This window comes from Alteromonas sp. ABV2_168 (assembly GCF_056161165.1).
On record NZ_JBSWYQ010000001.1, the window covers coordinates 478,443 to 495,121 of the forward strand.

Here is a 16,679-nt window from a genome sequence, read left to right on the forward strand (position 1 = left end):
GAAACATGGATATACAGCGTTATCGGGCAACACAGAGTCAGGCCGGCTTTACGCTGATTGAGCTGACCATTGTTGTGGTATTGCTTGGCCTGCTGGCTGCGGTGGCCATTCCCCGGTTTCTGGACGTAACCGAAGATGCGGAAAATGCCACCGTTGAAGGTGTGGCAGGCGGTTTTGCCACCGGCGTGGGGCTGGTACGGGCGCAATGGGAACTTGAGGCCCGTCCGCAGGACAACGACAGCACGAATCAAACCTTTGTCACATTGGATGGCGTGCGTGTAGGGGTCGACAGTGACACCGGCTACCCTACCGGACAGCTGGCGAATGATGGCAGCTCGGAAGATACCAGTATGAGTAATGCAGATTGCCAGAGCATTTTCAGTCTGATCATGCAGAGTGCACCGACCATTACTGCTAACTGGCAAAATATTCCCACGGAACGATTTCGTTACTATACCGCTGTAAGCAGTGGTACAGGATCTGGCGGAAATGACCAGTGCTACTATTATTTAAGTCAAACCATCAAGAACTTAAACACCGCGCCGGTCGATAACACACAGGGAAATGGATTCATATACGACTCAAGGATAGGTCAGGTTATTGTGTTCACTAACAATAGCGATCAATCCATAACTAACTGAGAAAGATTTTGAGCCATAATATATATAGTTAATTTCCTATTTAGAGGTACTGAACATGCAACAACGTGGTTTTACACTTATCGAACTGGTCATTGTGATCGTGATTTTAGGTATTCTTGCTGTGACGGCAGCGCCCCGTTTCATTGATTTACAAGGCGATGCCCGTGCATCCACCCTGCAAGGTGCTAAAGCGGCACTGACCAGCGGCATGCAACTGGTTTATGCAAAATCTGCCATTGCCGGTGAACAACGCACGGCCTATGCCGGTAACGCTACGACGCGGGTAACTATTGGAGGGGAAAACGTTAATACTGACTTTGGGTACCCAGATGCCGAAGTTGCTTCACTCGCAAACCTGAACTATTGGGTAGAGTTTGCTGATGCAGACTGGGACTTCACGGCGAATGCACCAGCTGCCGGTCAATTTACGATCACTCCAAATGGTGTTACAGCTGTAGCGATCACTTCATCTGATGCGTGTCAGGTGGTATATACAGAAGCTGCAGACGCGAATACAGCTCCATCCGTTGATGTTTACACAGACGGTTGCTAATACTCTGAAATAAAGAAGGATGTGTAATGCGAAAGCGCATTACGTCAAATTATGTTCAGTCGGGCTTTACCCTTGTTGAACTTGTCATCATCATAGTTTTACTGGGTGTGTTATCGGTGGTAGCGATTTCACGCTTCGATGATGGCAAGGGTTACAACGAGTTCCTGCTGCAGAAGCGCCTGCTTAGCGCACTAAGGCATGTTCAGATGCAGGCCATGCAGGACACCCGTGACGGATATTGTCACCGGCTGAACTTCAATTATTCCCCGTCATCTCTCAATTTCGGCCCGCCAGTGGCCACTCTGGCATCTGCCAGTGCATCCGCGTCCTGTCAGAGCGGCATTGATTTCAGCGCTGCCAGCCACCTCCGTACGGATAACGGTGAAATTAGTGCCATGGAAGTCACTATGTCGGGCTACGATGGCAATGCCTCTGCGCCGGTCTATATCGGTTTTAATAATGTGGGTAAACCATTGACTCCCGGCGCTCTGTGCGCTTCAGGTTCCGGTTGCCGTATTTCATTTGCCGGCAAATCAATCGCCAGTGTGTGCGTAAACAGCCAGGGCTTCATCTATGAATGCTAACCGGGGGTTTACATTACTGGAAACGGTTATCGGAATGGTGATATTTGCCATCGTGCTGGCCACGTCTGTGCAGCTCATTGCTGAACAGTCAAAGAAAAGCCTGGAACCCATCTGGCAAACCCGTGCAGCGGAACTCGGACGGGCATTGCTATCGGAAATTAACAGTAAAAAATTTGATGTGCGTTCCAGTTCTAATCCCGACGCCCCCCGGTGTAATGAGGGCAGTCGCTGTTCTTATACCAATGAATTCGGGCCGGGTAGCGGTGAAGTCAGAGCAAACTGGGATGATGTGGATGATTATCACCTGCTAAGCCAATCCGGGGCCGGTATTACTGACAGCCGTGGCGTTGCACTTATCGCGCCTGACGGCTCACCACTTTATCAGGGGTTTTCGCTGTTTGTCCGGGTGCACTACGATGATAATACCGATGGCATAGACGATGACGATACCAATCAGGATGGCGTATACGATACCGGTACCTATACAGGTAATATAAAACGCATTGTCGTCTTTATTACCACACCGGGTGGCGATACGGTTGTGTTCTCTGCTTATAAGTGGAATATCTGATGGCGAAGTTCAGTGTACAAAAAGGCTTCACCCTCATTGAACTTGTCACAGTGATTGTGATCCTGGGTGTTGTGGGTTTGGGAATAAGCAGCTTTATGGGAAATACCATGCTGCTGTTTGCCGGCAGTGTTGAGAGAGAGCAACTGATGAACGAGGGCCGCTTCGCCGTAACGCGGATGCAGCGGGAAATGGCCCGTGCTGTGCCAAACAGTTTTCGCATCGCCGGAAACAGTGGTGTGCACTGCGTTGAATTTACCCCGGTCGTCTGGCCTGCCAGCTATGCCACTGCACCTTTTGGTTCAACGTCCAACCGTACGATTAATATGTTCTGGCCACACGACCCGGATGGTAATTACCATATTGTCGCTAATGATCAGCACATAGTCATTTATCCCCTGCAACCCGCTGACGTATACGATCAGTCACGTAACAGAAAAGCGCGGGTAACAGGATGCTCAGATGACGGAGACGGGCATTGCCTCACCCGTGATGACAGTGATGATGTTATTCAGGTACAGGTAGACCGCGCCTTTCAGCAGGCATCACCCCATCACTATGCCTATTTTGTTAACCGGACAATCAGTTACTGTGTGGCGAATGGCAACGTATATCGCAAAGAAGAAAATATGAATACCTCGCAATCTTTGTCGTTGTCTGGTGCTGTAATTGTGGCTGAGCATGTTACAAATTCCTTGTCAGGTAATCCGGCGTCTTCCTATGCCGCTAACGATCCGTTAATGGTATTTGCCGGCCCTGCCGGAAAAAGCAATTTCGTCAGGATAAACCTTCAGTTTAATGATAATGGTGAGCAGGTTAATCATTTTCAGGAGGTGCACGTTGCGTTCAAACCCTGAAACAACCTGCGCTTTGCCCGCATCACAGAAGGGCAGCATGCTGGTACTGGCGATGTTTGCCATTGTAGTGCTGTCACTCATTGGTATTTCAATGGCGTCAATGGTGCAGTCATCAGAGAAAACCATTGTGTATGAAGTCATGGGCGAGCGGGCAGAGCAGGCCTCTCTGGTGGGAGTAGGAATACTGGTCCACGCGATTAAACCAGTTAACGGTAATCTGCATATTTGCGAAAACTCTTTCAACCTGGACAGTCTGGTGGTGAATATGCAGGGGTTTGAAGGCTGTACAATCGTGGTGCGGTGTACCACCCGTTCAATCCCTGTCAGCGGAAACCAGACAGAGTACCATTATGAAATTAAATCTACCGGCACCTGCGCTGCCGGTGATATGGTGGCGACGAAATCCAACACATACAACATGACTAAACCCTTCAACTATTAGTCTTGCCTGGTATGTTTATCTTTGCCTCCGGATTTTCCTGAACTTTTCCTGAACGGAATGCCGTCTTCTCAGTCTAACGACTGTTCAGAGTGGTGATTGTCACTCTTTTTGCACACTTTTACATAACGAAATAATTCCCCTGCTGGCTGATTTTTAAACTAAAATTCTGCTCAATCATTTAAGCTGACCAGCGAAGCGGTATTTTGTGCGCCTTAGGGGGCTATTTGCTTGCCCAAAGTAGTACCCGTTGTTAAAGTGTGCGGATATATATCTTCATTTCGCAGTCACGCCGCAAGCCATGCCCGAAGAAAGGTATGCAGGCGCAATAACAGGAACTGGCATTTCATGTTTAAAAAGCTTCGAGGCATGTTTTCCAACGATTTGTCCATCGACCTCGGAACGGCTAACACGCTCATCTATGTAAAAGATCAGGGCATCGTACTTAACGAACCATCAGTGGTAGCAATCCGTCAGGAACGGGCATCAGGACCAAAAAGTGTCGCAGCTGTGGGTTCTGAGGCTAAGCGTATGCTTGGCCGTACGCCGGGTAATATCCGTGCTATCCGTCCAATGAAAGACGGCGTTATCGCTGACTTCTACGTGACTGAAAAAATGCTGCAGCATTTTATTAAACAGGTTCACGATAATAATTTCCTGCGTCCCAGCCCGCGAGTGCTGGTATGCGTACCTTGTGGCTCTACTCAGGTAGAACGCCGTGCCATTAAAGAATCTGCACTGGGTGCAGGTGCCCGCGAAGTGTATCTGATTGACGAGCCGATGGCGGCTGCTATTGGTGCGGGTTTACCGGTATCAGAAGCTACCGGTTCCATGGTGGTGGATATCGGTGGTGGTACCACAGAAGTCGCAATTATTTCACTGAACGGTGTGGTGTATTCCTCTTCTGTTCGCATTGGTGGTGATAAGTTTGACGAAGCTATCATTAACTATGTGCGTCGTAACTTCGGTTCACTCATTGGCGAGGCTACTGCAGAGCGTATCAAGCACGAAATCGGTGCTGCTTACCCGGGTGATGAAGTACGTGAAATTGAAGTGCGCGGCCGTAATCTGGCTGAAGGTGTTCCCCGTGGCTTCGTGCTGAATTCCAATGAAATTTTAGAAGCCTTACAGGAACCGTTAACCGGTATCGTGTCTGCGGTCATGGTTGCCCTGGAGCAGTCTCCGCCGGAACTGGCTTCAGACATTTCTGAACGCGGCATGGTACTTACCGGTGGTGGTGCGTTACTGAAAGATCTGGACCGCTTACTGATGGAAGAAACCGGTATTCCGGTAGTGGTGGCAGATGATCCGCTTACCTGTGTAGCCCGCGGTGGCGGTAAAGCGTTCGACATGATTGATATACATGGCGGCGACCTGTTCAGCTACGAATAATCAAACCAGAAAGGCTACCGCAAGGTAGCCTTACTGCGTATCACGGGTAATATGGATACGATTTTCACACGCGGACCTTCACTGATTAGCCGCCTCATTCTTGCGCTGGTAATGTCGGTGGCGCTGATAATCGCAGATTCGAAATTTGATGCGTTTCAGTCTTCGCGCGTGTATATGAACTCACTGATGAGTCCATTACAATACCTTGCGAACCTCCCCAGCGTACTGCTCAGCGCCAGTGCGCAACGCCTTACCTCCCATGAAGACCTCGTTGAAGAAAACCAGCGGCTGACCAATCAGGTTTTGCTGATGAGTGAACGTTTACAGCGATTCGATGTGTTGCAGTCAGAAAACGATCAACTCCGTGCCTTACTGGATACGCCCGCAAAACCGGACGTGCGTAAAAAGGTGGCAGAGCTGATGGCCGTTGAAAACAGTCCTTTCAGCCAGCAAATTGTGATTAATAAAGGAGCGCTGGACGATGTGTTCCTGTCGCAATCGGTGCTGGATGATCGTGGCGTAGTGGGCCAGGTGATGGAAGTGGGTACGACGAATAGCCGGGTGGTGTTGGTCACTGATGTGACTCATGCTGTGCCGGTACGCTCAGTACGCAATAATATCCGCTTTATTGCCAGTGGTACCGGCTCTCTCGATGAGCTGCTGCTGGAACATGTCCCTCATAGTGTGGACGTGGAAGTCGGGGATATTCTGGTGACGTCAGGTTTAGGACAGGTATTTCCGGAGGGTTATCCGGTGGCACAGGTCAGCCGGGTGACTCGTGACGAAAGCCGCCCGTTTGCCATTGTTGCCGCTACGCCTCTTGCACGGCTGGACAGGCTGAAGTATTTGCTGTTGTTGTGGCCGGAACATCATGACGGGGAGGCGGAATTTGATGGTGTCAGTACCGCCGGTGATGAAAGCCAGGAGGGTGAGAATGATTAAGACCCGCCACTCTGCCATTATTGCCACTTTACTCATTGCACTGGTTTTACAAATTGTGCCTCTGCCGATCCAGGTCGATATTTACCGGCCGGACTGGGTGCTCATTGTGCTGGCTTACTGGACCATGGCATTACCTCACCGCGTGAATGTAGGCGTGGCCTTCATGGCGGGAATTGCCATGGATATTTTGTTGGGGACGTCGCTGGGGATTCATAGTTTTTCCCTGAGTTTATCGGTATTTACACTGGCGGCTAATTATCAGCGTTTGCGCAACTACTCGGTGTGGCAACAGGCTATTATCATTGGCCTTATCAGTGCGCTCTATCACACCGTTTTATTCTGGCTTCAGCACCTTCTCACCGGCATTCCTTTTCAGCTCAGCTATTTATGGCCTGTCCTCAGCACGATGATCTTATGGCCATGGATATTCTGGCTGCTCCGTAAAGCACGCAGACAACTCAACATTAATTAGGAGGCGTTATGTCAGCGCAACTTATTCTGGCATCAGCTTCTCCCCGCCGCACTGCATTACTTGACAAGATGGGGTTTGCCCATCGCCAGTTTCCCGTCGATATCGATGAGTCTCCCCTCGACGGAGAATCTCCCGAAACCATGGTGACGCGGTTGGCGGCTGAAAAGGCAAGGGTTGCCAGTGAGCGTCTGAACGTGGATGCGGATTCGTCTTATGTGGTGCTGGCTTCAGATACGCTCATTGCTTTTCAGGGCCGGCCGTTAGGTAAGCCGGCAGACCGTGATGATTGTTTTGCCACACTCAGAGCTTTGTCTGACAAGGAACACGAAGTGCTGACAGCCGTGAGTATTTATTGCGGCGGTAAATCAAAAACACTGCGCGTATGCACAAAGGTACTTTTCGCCCCTGTCACCGACGACGATATTGCCGCATACTGGGAGACAGGAGAACCTGCAGATAAAGCCGGAAGTTATGCCATTCAGGGCATTGGCGGTCAGTTTGTCAGATCGGTATCCGGCAGTGTGAGTTCAGTGATTGGTCTGCCATTGTACGAGACCCGTTGTTTGTTGAAAGAATTTGGAATTTCATCGTGAGTGCAGAACTACTAATCAACGTAACGCCCTCTGAATCCAGGGTCGCATTAATCGAAAACGGTATCCTTCAGGAAGTGCACGTAGAGCGGCATACCAAGAAAGGGCTGGTGGGGAATATTTACCGCGGGAAAGTGAGCCGTGTGCTGCCTGGCATGCAGGCAGCGTTTGTGGATATCGGTCTGGATAAAGCCGCTTTTTTGCATGCATCAGACATCGTTGTCCACAATGAAATTGTTGATGAGGTATCCAGCAGTCAGCTGCAAAAGCGGGATATCCGCGAGTTGGTGCGTGACGGTCAGGACATTATTGTGCAGGTGGTGAAAGATCCCATCGGTACGAAAGGCGCGCGGCTGACTACCGACATCACAATTCCGTCTCGCTATCTGGTCTTCATGCCGAGCGTCACCCATGTCGGCGTCAGCCAGCGCATTGAAGACGAAGCGGAGCGGGAGCGGCTGAAGAATCTGGTTCAGGAATACTGTGATGATGAAGGCGGCTTTATTTTGCGAACAGCTGCAGAGGGGGTATCGCAACAGGAGCTCTCTTCCGACGCGGCTTTTCTGCGCCGGTTGTGGAACAAAATCAAACAACGGATGGGCCGCAAGAAGCAGCATATCATGTATGAAGATTTGCCCCTCGCACGCCGGGTGCTGCGGGACTTTGTTGGCACCGAGCTGGACCGTATCCGTATTGACTCCAATTTGTCTTTCAGGGAATTAGGGGAATTTACCGCCGAATATGTTCCCGAACTGCAAAGTAAGCTTGAATATTATCGTGGCGATCGGCCCATTTTTGACCTGTATGATGTTGAAAATGAAATACAGCGGGCGTTAGATCGCAGAGTCGATCTTAAATCCGGCGGTTATCTCATTATCGATCAGACAGAAGCGATGACCACCATCGATATTAATACCGGTGCGTTTGTCGGTCACCGCAATCTGGAAGAGACCATCTTCAATACTAACATTGAAGCGACGCTGGCTATCGCAAGGCAACTCAGGCTGCGCAATCTGGGTGGTATGATCCTCATCGACTTTATTGATATGTCGGAACCGGATCATAAACGGCGTGTCTTAAATAGTCTGGAAGCGGCAACGGTGAAAGACCGGGCAAAGATTAATATTCACGGGTTTACCTCGCTGGGTCTGATTGAAATGACCCGTAAACGCACCCGCGAAAGTCTTGAGCATACCCTGTGCGGACTATGCCCGGTATGTAAAGGCCGGGGTTCGGTAAAAACTATCGAGACGATTTGCTTTGAAATTATGCGTGAAGTGGTGCGGGTTAACCGTGCCTATGACGCAGAATTATTTGTTATTTATGCTTCGCCAAATGTGGCCGATGCGCTGCTGGGTGAAGAATCCCATGTTCTGGCTGAGCTGGAAGTGTTTGTGTCTAAGCAGATTAAAGTGCAGACAGAGCCGCTCTACAACCAGGATAAATACGACGTAGTCATGATGTAAGGCGGTGTCCGTTAAGTGAGTAAAGCAGGTAAGGTAGCCACCTGGCTGGTAAAAAAGCTGTGGATGCTGCTGGCAGTCTTTTTAGTGTTGTTTGCTGTCATGCTGAGCGTTATGCGCTACGCATTGCCTCATATCGACCATAAAAAATACCTGCTTGAAGACTATGTCAGTGAAAAATACGGAGTCGATCTCAAAATCGGCAGCGTTCAGGCTGACTGGGAAAAATCAGGCCCAAGCATCGTATTGAATGATGTGGTGCTCGCCAACGGCGACTCTTCTCCGGTGGCGCTTGGCATTAAACAAGTCCACATGGATATCGACTTCTGGGAAAGCCTGCGCTTACGGATGTTGTCTTCCAATGCCTTTACTCTGGACGCACTGACACTCGAAATCGATGCCGACCGTTTTGACGGTGCCGGCGAGAGTGATTTTCCTGTCGTTGATGCCCTTAAAAGCCTTTTCCTTGAGCAGTTACAGCGCTTTTCACTTACTGACGGTGAGGTTGCGATTACCCGCAATAATGAGCGGGAAGTACTGCAACTGGAGTCACTGAGCTGGATCAACAAAGACCGGCGTCACCAGGGCACCGGCGCTGTGCGGGTACAGGAACTGGCAAATAACTCCGCTTCTTTTATTCTCGATCTCACCGGTACCCCTGATTCACTGGATGGCGTGATGTACGCCCGGGCAGAGGATTTGGATATTTCTCCCTGGGTTAGCGGCTTGCTGGCAACACGGCGTCCGTTGCGTGAAAGCCGGGCGAATTTTGAAGTCTGGGCTGAAGTAAAAGAAAGTCATTTCAGTGCGTTTTATACCGAATTCCACGAAAGTAAGCTGGCGTGGGGGGGCGACGATGCGCTGGTGTTTAACTCGGGGATCCGCGGCGGCAGCATTCAGGCGCAACCGGTTAAAGACAAATGGCACTTCCGTGTTGACCAGCTTATTTTTGATGCCAACGATCAGAGCCTGGTAACAGACCTGGTAGGGACCGTATCGGATAATGAATTACTGGTGAATACGGTGAAGCCGGCACCGGTGAACCCTTTTCTGGTGTTATTACCCCTGTTCACAGACGATACCGCCGATGACAATATCCGCGATATCAACCCGGGTGGTCAACTGGCGACACTACAGGTAAAACTGCAGCCGAAAGGGTTCGACCTGGCAGCAAAACTCATTGACGTGAGTTGGGATCAGGATGGCTATGTGCCCGGGCTTTCTCACCTCGACATGGATATTTTCTGGCATAAGAAGCAAGGTGTGGTGTTGTTATCCGCAGATGACAGCACCCTGGACATCGATAATTTGTTACCGGAATCAGTGAAGGTAAGCAAGCTGAGAGGGAAAGTGTTTGTTTACCGGCAGTCCCTTGATGACGGCAATCACTGGGTTGTCCAAAGCCACAAACTGGATGTGCAGTCGGATAAATTATCGTTTCAACCGGCATTCCGTTTTGATACCACATCACGGGAGTTGTCGGTGAGTGCTGACATCGCGTCCCGTCCGGTAAAAGATATACAGGACTTGTTGCCTGGTCCGGTAATTGGCAAGAACACAACGGCTTTTCTCAACCGCGCTTTCGTCGGGCCGGGGCAAATAGAAGGGGCCACTATACTCTGGCAGGGTAAGCCGGCAGAGTTTCCTTTCAGCGGCAATGAAGGGGTTTTTCAGGCCAAAGTACAGGTAAACGGCAGCACCTTCAGCTTCTCTGATGACTGGCTGCCACTGGAAGGGCTGGACCTTACTTTATTGTTCGAGAACGACAGCCTGACTATGCACAGTCCGGGCGGCACACTTGGTGGTGTTGCTGTAAGTGATATGACTGCTGTGATCCCTGCCTTAAGGGGCGACTCAAAAGTGATTATCGATGCCACGGGTAATGCCAGAGGGGCGGATGTCACTTCGCTTATGCTGCAGAGCAGTTTATCCGGTTCGCTGGGACGATTACTGGAAAAAGATGTGCAGATAAAGGGAGACCTGTCTGCCGGCTTACATCTTGAAATTCCTTTCGACAGTAACCAGGTCATTGCCCGGGGGGAAGTGACCCTGCCCGGGAACGATGTTCACGTGAGCAGCGTAAAAATGGATTTTGCCGGCGCTACCGGTAAAGTCACCTTTGAAAACGAAAAGGTACAGTTCACCGATCTAGAGGCGTCGTTGCTCGGGCAGCCGGTGAGTTTATCTTTTGACGGCAAGCAGGAAGACGAAGATTATCTGGTGGATCTGTCGCTGGATGGTACCTGGAACATTAATCCTCTGCTGGCTGAGTTTAACCCTGACTTCGACACTTATTTATCCGGTGATGCCCACTGGCAGGCCGTTGTCGCATTGCGTATTCCGCCGGAAGGATTCAGCTACCGTGCGAATATTACTACGCCGTTAACCGGCCTTAGTTCAAAGTTGCCAGTTCCTTTTGCTAAAACAGCAGACAGTGATTTACTGTTCAATGTGATCAGTGAAGGGAATGAGCAAGCCTCAACGGTGAAAGCCAGCTTAGGTGATGATGTGCGCTTCGAAGGTGTACTGCCTCATCAGGAAATGCAGTTTTCCCGCGCCCACCTGGCTTTGGGTGACAGCGACTTTGTAGGCATGGGCATAGGTTTCAGTATCTCTGCCGCCATGGATGTCGTGAATGTGACGGACTGGTACAAAACCATCGAGTTACTGGTAAACGGCATGGGCAGTGGCGGCGAACCCGGTACGCAGAAAAACGCGTTATTTTCTGTGCCGGAACGTATTTTCGTTAATGCCGGTAACCTGGTGATTGCCGGTCAGAATCTGCACAACGCTAAAATTACCACCAAGCAGCAAAACAACAACTGGATGCTGGATATTAACGCCACGGAAGCCAGAGCGACGGTGAATTTGTATGATGACTGGCTGGCGCGGGGCGTTGCCGTTGAAGCTGATTATATCCGTTTTGAAAGTTGGGAATCAGAAGATGAAGGCGTGGCCCATAACTGGGATGCGAATACGTTACCGCCGGTCTACTTCCACTGTAAGCAATGCATATTCCTCGACAAAGATTTAGGCGAGGTAACACTGGATGTAGCGAAAGCGACGTCTGGTCTGGATATCCGGCAACTTAGTGCAGTGAGTAAGCATGGCAAGTTTTCGGCAAAAGGAAAATGGGTCTTTGACGGCGACGACAACAACACTTTACTGGGTGGTTCGCTGGAAAGTGATGATGTGGGCATGATGCTGAAAAACTGGGGCGTCGATAGCGGCATTAAAGACTCAGGTGCCAGAATGAATTTTGATTTAAGCTGGGAAAAATCCCCCATGGATTTCAGTGCGGAGACCCTGACAGGCGATGTAGAGTGGTCTTTGTCAGACGGTTATCTCAGCGAAGTCAGTGATAAAGGCTCCCGTATTTTTACCCTTTTCAGTCTGAATTCACTGGTGCGTAAACTGAGCCTGGATTTCCGTGATGTGTTCGCGAAGGGGTTCTTTTATGATGATATGAGCGGTACCTTGTCCATCGCTGACGGCAAAGCGTATACCGGCGATACTGTAATTGATGGCGGTGCCGGTGAGATCAACATCAAAGGTTATACGGATCTGGTGGAAAACCAGCTGAATTACAATGTGGTGTTTTCGCCTAACGTCACCGGCAACCTGCCTATCCTGGTGTACTTCCTTGCCACGCCGCCAACCGCACTGGCTGCACTGGCACTTGACCAGGTGTTAACATCAGCGAAAGTCATATCAAATGTGAACTACCATGTTACCGGCAGCTTAAGTGAACCGGTATTTGAAGAGGTGGGCAGGGACAGCAAAGAAGTCGCACTGCCGGCGAAAACGCGGCCGGCAACATCGCCGGATGATCCCATCACAGACCAGGACATGGAGCGCATCAAACTGGAGGTAAACAATGGTTAATGTAGTCGCAATACAGATGACATCCGGACCGGATATCGAAGCGAACTTACAATTTGTTGAGTCTCAGCTTGCGTTACTGCCAGACCCGGACGAAGTGACCAGTCTGGTTGTACTGCCTGAGTGTTTCGCCTGTTTCGGCACCCGTGACGGTACATTACTGACGATCGCAGATGCAAAAGGTGAAGGCAAAATTCAACAGGCACTCAGTGCTATGGCGGCAAAATACCGGTGCTATCTGGCGGGTGGCACTATTCCGCTCAAAACCTCTGAGGAAAACCTGTTTACAGCTTCCTGCCTGTTTTATTCGCCGGATGGCGAACTGATAACCGAATACCAGAAGATTCACCTTTTCGATGTGGCGGTAAATGATCGCACCGGTACCTATCTGGAATCTAAATATACGAAACCCGGCAGCCGGGTGGTAGTTGTGGATACAGAGGTCGGGCGTATTGGTCTGGCAGTATGTTATGATGTGCGCTTTCCCGGCTTATTTACGGCAATGGGAGACATCGATATTCTGGTGTTGCCTGCTGCTTTTACGCAGCGTACCGGCGAAGCACACTGGGAAGTGCTTTTGCGTAGCCGGGCAATTGAAAAACAGTGTTTTGTGGCTGGCGCAAATCAAACCGGCATTCATGCCAACCAGCGCGAAACTTACGGTCACAGTATGGTGATTTCTCCCTGGGGGGATGTTCTGGCCTGCGAGCCTGAACAGACCGGGCTGGTAAGTGCTAAAATAGACATTAACGATCGGGTGAAGTTGAAGGCGAATATGCCTGTCAGCCAACATAACCGGTTCAGGAGCCAACTTGTTTAATAACGTAAAAACGCATCTGCTTACAGACTCAGGCCTTGATTTGTCATCGCTGGAAAAAGCGCTGGGTGAAATTTATCACCATGACAATGACTATGCTGACCTGTATTTTCAGTCCAGCCAGCATGAAAGCTGGGTGCTGGAAGACGGCATCATCAAAGACGGCAGCTACAACATCGAGCGCGGTGTGGGTGTGCGTGCAGTCAGTGGTGAAAAAACAGGTTTTGCATACTCTGACGACATCAATGAAACGGCTCTGCTGGACGCCTGCCGCGCAGCCCGCACGATTGCTCCTTCCGGTGGTAAACATCATGTTCAGTCACTGGAAACCGGCAGCTATATCACCCGTTACAAAGACAACAATCCCTTGCTTGCCATGCAGGACGCTGAAAAAATTGCGCTGTTAAAATCGGTGGACGCTTACATCCGTCAAAAAGAGCCCGGTATTAATCAGGTGGTAGTGAGCTTAAGCGGTGTATATGAAGAAGTACTGGTAGCTGCGACTGACGGCACCCTGGCGGCAGATATTCGTCCGCTGGTGCGTCTGAACTGCTCAGTACTGATGGAAAAAGGCGATCGCAGGGAGCGTGGCAGTGCCGGCGCCGGCGGACGCCACTCATATGACTTCTTCACCACAGATAAAGACGGCCGGCCTTATTACGAAACCCTGGCCGATGAAGCACTGCACATGGCGCGGGTGAATATGGAAGCGATCGCCAGCCCTGCCGGGACCATGCCGGTGGTGTTAGGTAACGGCTGGCCGGGTGTGCTTCTGCATGAAGCGGTAGGCCATGGTCTGGAAGGTGACTTCAACCGTAAAGGTGCATCTACTTTCAGCGGCCGTATAGGCGAGCGTGTAGCTGCCAAAGGGGTCACAGTGGTAGATGACGGCACAATGGCTGACCGCCGTGGCTCTCTTTCTATAGATGATGAGGGCACGCCGTCAGCACATAACGTGCTGATTGAAGACGGCATCCTGAAAGGTTACATGCAAGATAAAATGAATGCCCGTTTGATGGGTGTGAGCCCAACCGGAAACGGACGCCGTGAGTCATTCGCGCACTTACCCATGCCACGTATGACCAATACGTACATGATGGCCGGTGAGCACGACCCGCAGGAGATCATTGCGTCAATCGACAAAGGTGTTTACGCACCGAACTTCGCCGGTGGTCAGGTAGATATCACGTCCGGTAAGTTTGTATTTTCCAGCGCAGAGGCTTATCTGATTGAGAACGGTAAAATTACTGCACCGGTAAAAGGCGCTACCCTCATTGGCAATGGCCCTGAAGTCATGCAGAAAATTTCCATGATTGGTAATGATGTGGCGCTGGATCGCGGTGTCGGTGTGTGCGGTAAAGATGGTCAGTCCGTGCCGGTAGGCGTCGGTCAGCCAACGCTGAAGGTGGATGAACTCACCGTAGGTGGTACTGCTTAAGCGCTCAACTGCTCTGATGAAAAAAGGCGTGATAAATTTTTTATCGCGCCTTTTTTATATTATCCTTCGTGAATCACTTCTTTTAAGTACTGAAATAATTCGCGGAAGGCTTTTGGCGGTGCGTTGTTCTCCCGCTCTTTCCTGATTTGACGGTGGAACTGCCGCAGTTTCTGGCGATCCAGGGCAGGATGCTCTTCCATCAGGCGTTGTATGGCGTCATCACCCTCATTAATTACCGCTTCTCTGGCTTTTTCCAGCGCGTGAAACGCGGCATTGCTGGCCTGGTGTGCGTGCGTCAATTTTGCCAGCGCAGCTTCAATATCGCTGGTATCCCGGCTGCGCATTAATTTGCCGATAAACTGAAGCTGACGTCTGAAACCATCTTTTTTGCGGTTAATATTCCGCGCCAGCATCACTGCGTCTTCCAGTTCTTCGTCCATTGGAATGGTGGCAAGGTGGGCCGGCGTTAAGTTAACCAGGTCTTCTCCGAGCTTCTGACGTTCAGCAGACAGACGCTTCAGTTCGGATTTACTGATTAATTCACTCTCATCATCCTGATCAATTTCATTAAAAAAGTTTTCTTCATCAGAATGGTGGTTGTTATCGCTCATTTGGCACTCATAAATGTTACACTGCAGTATTCGGTTATTGTGACATACAGACGGAAATAGCGAAACTCACTATGCAAATTGAAAAGCAAATTGCGGAAATTCAGAATGTCGTAGACGACGTTCTTAAAATGGCGCTGAAAAAAGGCGCGACGCAGGCCGAGGCCAGTATGTCGAAAGTGCAGGGGATTGCTGTGTCATCCCGCATGTGCGATGTAGAAAATGTGGAATTTAATAACGACGGTGGTCTGGGGATCAGCGTTTATGTCGGTAAGCATAAGGGCAGTGCGTCTACAGCGGATCTGAGTAAGGAAGCGCTGGCACTGACGGTAGAAAAAGCGGTGGATATTGCCCGTTATACCAGTGAAGACCCGTGCACTGGCCTGGCAGACAAAGAACTGATTGCCACTGAATTTCCTGATTTAGAATTGTATCACCCCATTGAACTGGACCCGCAAAAAGGCATTGAGATTGCCATTGAAGCTGAGCGGGCCGCCATGGCATACGACAAACGCATTACCAACTCAGACGGCGCATCTTATAACGCAAACCTGGGGATGCGGGTGTACGGTAATACCCATGGTATCAACGCCGGCTATCCGAGCAGTCGTTACAGCGTGAGCTGCATGATGATCGGCTCTGAAAATGGTGATATGCAACGGGACTACGCCTATACAGTAAACCGTCAGGCGCATTTGCTTAAACCTGCAGCAGAAGTGGGCCGTGAAGCCGCTGAGGCAACTGTCGCCCGTCTGGGAGCCCGTAAAATTGCCACAGGCAAAGTACCGGTTATGTTGCATAAGGACGTTGCCAGTTCATTATTCGGCCATTATGTCAGTGCCATCAGCGGTGGCAGCCTGTACCGCCGTTCTTCATTCCTGCTGGATAAGCTGGGCGAACAGGTTTTCCCTCAATGGCTGAACATTGAAGAAAGGCCTCATTTGAAATCAGGGCTGGCCAGTTCCAGCTTTGATGCTGAAGGGGTGGCAACACAAGACATGACGATTGTGGAGAATGGTTGTTTATCTCACTATCTCTACACGACCTATTCAGCACGCAAACTGGGTGTTATTTCAAACGGTCACGCTGGCGGTATTCACAACTGGATTGTGGGAGACACCGGGCAGTCAGATGCCGAGATGCTCAAAGAGATGGGCACCGGTCTGCTGGTTACAGAGTTAATGGGGCAGGGTGTAAACACCGTAACAGGCGATTATTCCCGTGGTGCTGCCGGCTTCTGGGTTGAAAACGGTATTATCCAGTATCCGGTTCACGAAGTGACCATTGCCGGTAATCTGAAAGATATGTTTATGAACATTGCTGCCATCGGCGCCGAACGCGAGCTTCGCGGCGGTGTTCAAACCGGCTCAGTGCTGATTGGTGAAATGCGTATAGCCGGCAGCTGATTGCCGGCTTCAATCAAATAGCCGTAT

Annotated in this window: 16 protein-coding genes; 15 read left to right on the forward strand and 1 reads right to left on the reverse strand. The window is 50.4% G+C overall.

The features are described 5' to 3' along the window. Positions 1-5: 5 nt before the first annotated feature. The 14 genes from ACXAH4_RS02130 to tldD all read left to right on the forward strand — a co-directional run bounded on the left by ACXAH4_RS02130 (position 6) and on the right by tldD (position 14,638). On the forward strand, positions 6-641 hold the full coding sequence (locus ACXAH4_RS02130; RefSeq protein WP_119503517.1) for a pilus assembly FimT family protein: 636 nt from the start codon (positions 6-8) through the stop codon (positions 639-641). Positions 642-696: 55 nt separating this feature from the next. Next, a complete protein-coding gene (locus ACXAH4_RS02135; RefSeq protein WP_474841668.1) occupies positions 697-1,194 on the forward strand; it encodes a type II secretion system protein in 498 nt (165 codons plus the stop codon). A gap of 26 nt (positions 1,195-1,220) precedes the next feature. Beyond that, entirely contained in the window at positions 1,221-1,778 is a 558-nt protein-coding gene (locus ACXAH4_RS02140; RefSeq protein ID WP_474880518.1) for a pilus assembly FimT family protein, read from the forward strand. Continuing rightward, positions 1,768-2,349 (forward strand): type IV pilus modification PilV family protein, encoded by a 582-nt coding sequence (locus ACXAH4_RS02145; protein WP_474880520.1) that lies wholly within the window; start codon positions 1,768-1,770, stop codon positions 2,347-2,349. Before ACXAH4_RS02140 ends, ACXAH4_RS02145 begins: the two co-directional genes overlap by 11 nt. Beyond that, positions 2,349-3,203, forward strand: a complete 855-nt coding sequence (locus tag ACXAH4_RS02150) for a PulJ/GspJ family protein (RefSeq protein ID WP_474880521.1) — start codon at positions 2,349-2,351, stop codon at positions 3,201-3,203. The genes ACXAH4_RS02145 and ACXAH4_RS02150 overlap by 1 nt, the downstream gene beginning before the upstream one ends. Then, the gene (locus ACXAH4_RS02155) at positions 3,187-3,645 is read left to right on the forward strand and encodes a hypothetical protein (RefSeq protein WP_474880523.1); all 459 of its coding nucleotides are present in this window, start codon (positions 3,187-3,189) and stop codon (positions 3,643-3,645) included. Before ACXAH4_RS02150 ends, ACXAH4_RS02155 begins: the two co-directional genes overlap by 17 nt. A 345-nt stretch (positions 3,646-3,990) precedes the next feature. Further along, positions 3,991-5,034, forward strand: a complete 1,044-nt coding sequence (locus tag ACXAH4_RS02160; protein WP_119502859.1) for a rod shape-determining protein — start codon at positions 3,991-3,993, stop codon at positions 5,032-5,034. Positions 5,035-5,085: 51 nt separating this feature from the next. Further along, entirely contained in the window at positions 5,086-5,976 is an 891-nt protein-coding gene (gene mreC / locus ACXAH4_RS02165) for a rod shape-determining protein MreC (protein WP_474880524.1), read from the forward strand. Next, positions 5,969-6,448: a rod shape-determining protein MreD gene (gene mreD, locus ACXAH4_RS02170; protein WP_442858433.1), complete on the forward strand. Its 480-nt coding sequence runs from the start codon at positions 5,969-5,971 to the stop codon at positions 6,446-6,448. The genes mreC and mreD overlap by 8 nt, the downstream gene beginning before the upstream one ends. Before the next feature lie 8 nt (positions 6,449-6,456). Beyond that, positions 6,457-7,041 (forward strand): Maf family protein, encoded by a 585-nt coding sequence (locus ACXAH4_RS02175; protein ID WP_474880526.1) that lies wholly within the window; start codon positions 6,457-6,459, stop codon positions 7,039-7,041. Continuing rightward, entirely contained in the window at positions 7,038-8,504 is a 1,467-nt protein-coding gene (gene rng / locus ACXAH4_RS02180) for a ribonuclease G (RefSeq protein WP_119502856.1), read from the forward strand. The genes ACXAH4_RS02175 and rng overlap by 4 nt, the downstream gene beginning before the upstream one ends. Positions 8,505-8,519: 15 nt before the next feature. Continuing rightward, the gene (locus tag ACXAH4_RS02185) at positions 8,520-12,386 is read left to right on the forward strand and encodes a YhdP family protein (protein ID WP_474880528.1); all 3,867 of its coding nucleotides are present in this window, start codon (positions 8,520-8,522) and stop codon (positions 12,384-12,386) included. After that, the gene (locus tag ACXAH4_RS02190; RefSeq protein ID WP_474880529.1) at positions 12,379-13,203 is read left to right on the forward strand and encodes a carbon-nitrogen hydrolase family protein; all 825 of its coding nucleotides are present in this window, start codon (positions 12,379-12,381) and stop codon (positions 13,201-13,203) included. The genes ACXAH4_RS02185 and ACXAH4_RS02190 overlap by 8 nt, the downstream gene beginning before the upstream one ends. Beyond that, entirely contained in the window at positions 13,196-14,638 is a 1,443-nt protein-coding gene (gene tldD, locus ACXAH4_RS02195; RefSeq protein ID WP_474841649.1) for a metalloprotease TldD, read from the forward strand. Before ACXAH4_RS02190 ends, tldD begins: the two co-directional genes overlap by 8 nt. Positions 14,639-14,697: 59 nt before the next feature. Here tldD and yjgA read toward each other — a convergent pair whose 3' ends face one another. Further along, positions 14,698-15,249 (reverse strand): ribosome biogenesis factor YjgA, encoded by a 552-nt coding sequence (gene yjgA, locus ACXAH4_RS02200; protein WP_474880531.1) that lies wholly within the window; start codon positions 15,247-15,249, stop codon positions 14,698-14,700. A 71-nt stretch (positions 15,250-15,320) separates the two neighbouring features. Here yjgA and pmbA point away from each other — a divergent pair, with 71 nt between their 5' ends. Further along, positions 15,321-16,652 (forward strand): metalloprotease PmbA, encoded by a 1,332-nt coding sequence (pmbA, locus tag ACXAH4_RS02205; RefSeq protein ID WP_474880533.1) that lies wholly within the window; start codon positions 15,321-15,323, stop codon positions 16,650-16,652. Positions 16,653-16,679: the final 27 nt, after the last annotated feature.

Coding starts and splice junctions, on each gene's coding strand:
- ACXAH4_RS02130 (WP_119503517.1), top strand. CDS start 6: ATGGATATACAGCGTTATCGGGCAACACAGAGTCAGGCCGGCTTTACG.
- ACXAH4_RS02135 (WP_474841668.1), top strand. CDS start 697: ATGCAACAACGTGGTTTTACACTTATCGAACTGGTCATTGTGATCGTG.
- ACXAH4_RS02140 (WP_474880518.1), top strand. CDS start 1,221: ATGCGAAAGCGCATTACGTCAAATTATGTTCAGTCGGGCTTTACCCTT.
- ACXAH4_RS02145 (WP_474880520.1), top strand. CDS start 1,768: ATGAATGCTAACCGGGGGTTTACATTACTGGAAACGGTTATCGGAATG.
- ACXAH4_RS02150 (WP_474880521.1), top strand. CDS start 2,349: ATGGCGAAGTTCAGTGTACAAAAAGGCTTCACCCTCATTGAACTTGTC.
- ACXAH4_RS02160 (WP_119502859.1), top strand. CDS start 3,991: ATGTTTAAAAAGCTTCGAGGCATGTTTTCCAACGATTTGTCCATCGAC.
- mreC (WP_474880524.1), top strand. CDS start 5,086: ATGGATACGATTTTCACACGCGGACCTTCACTGATTAGCCGCCTCATT.
- mreD (WP_442858433.1), top strand. CDS start 5,969: ATGATTAAGACCCGCCACTCTGCCATTATTGCCACTTTACTCATTGCA.
- ACXAH4_RS02175 (WP_474880526.1), top strand. CDS start 6,457: ATGTCAGCGCAACTTATTCTGGCATCAGCTTCTCCCCGCCGCACTGCA.
- ACXAH4_RS02190 (WP_474880529.1), top strand. CDS start 12,379: ATGGTTAATGTAGTCGCAATACAGATGACATCCGGACCGGATATCGAA.
- yjgA (WP_474880531.1), bottom strand. CDS start 15,249: ATGAGCGATAACAACCACCATTCTGATGAAGAAAACTTTTTTAATGAA.
- pmbA (WP_474880533.1), top strand. CDS start 15,321: ATGCAAATTGAAAAGCAAATTGCGGAAATTCAGAATGTCGTAGACGAC.